Source organism: Ideonella sp. P3_A4 (assembly GCF_056403075.1).
In genome coordinates this window covers 1-718 of record NZ_JBFUGE010001283.1, presented here as the reverse complement: position 1 = coordinate 718, position 718 = coordinate 1, and the positions used below count along the sequence as shown (strand labels likewise).

1 protein-coding gene is annotated in these 718 nt (G+C 65.2%); it reads right to left on the bottom strand.

Annotated elements, in window-relative coordinates; translation table 11 throughout:
• Positions 1-718, bottom strand: a 718-nt coding sequence (locus AC1DYI_RS37560) for a helix-hairpin-helix domain-containing protein (RefSeq protein ID WP_477209135.1), incomplete at both ends; no start/stop codon positions are given.

Genomic DNA, 718 nt, shown 5'->3' with positions numbered 1-718 from the left:
CTTCCAGTTCGCGGGCGGCGACGATCGCTTCGATCGCGCCCTGCCCCGTGCCCTTGATCGCGCCCAGGCCGTAGCGCAGCTTCTTGCGTCCTTCCGGCCCCGGCATCGGCTCAAAGCGGTAGACGCCGCTGTTGACGTTGGGCGGCTCGAAGTTGAGCTTGAAGTTCTTCGTCGCGTCGGCGAGCAGCACCTTGAGCTTGTCGGTGTCGCCCAGTTCGATCGTCATGTTGGCCGCGAAGAACTCGGCCGTGTAGTGCACCTTGAGCCAACCGGTGTGGTAGGCCAACAGCGAGTAGGCGGCGGCGTGCGACTTGTTGAAGCCGTAGCCCGCGAACTTCTCCATCAGGTCGAAGATCTCGTCGGCCTTCTCTTCAGGGATGTTGTTGCCCGCGGCGCCCTTGCGGAAGATCTCGCGGTGCTCGGCCATCTCCTCGGCCTTCTTCTTGCCCATCGCGCGGCGCAGCAAGTCCGCGCCGCCGAGGCTGTAGCCGCCCAGCACCTGGGCGGTCTGCATCACCTGCTCCTGGTAGACCATGATCCCGTAGGTCTCGGCCAGCACCTTCTCGACCAACGGGTGCGGGTACTCGACCTGCTCGCGGCCATGCTTGCGCGCCACGAAGCTGGGGATCAGGTCCATCGGGCCCGGGCGATACAGCGCGTTCAGCGCGATCAGGTCTTCAAGGCGCGACGGATTGGCGTCGCGCAACATGCCCTGCAT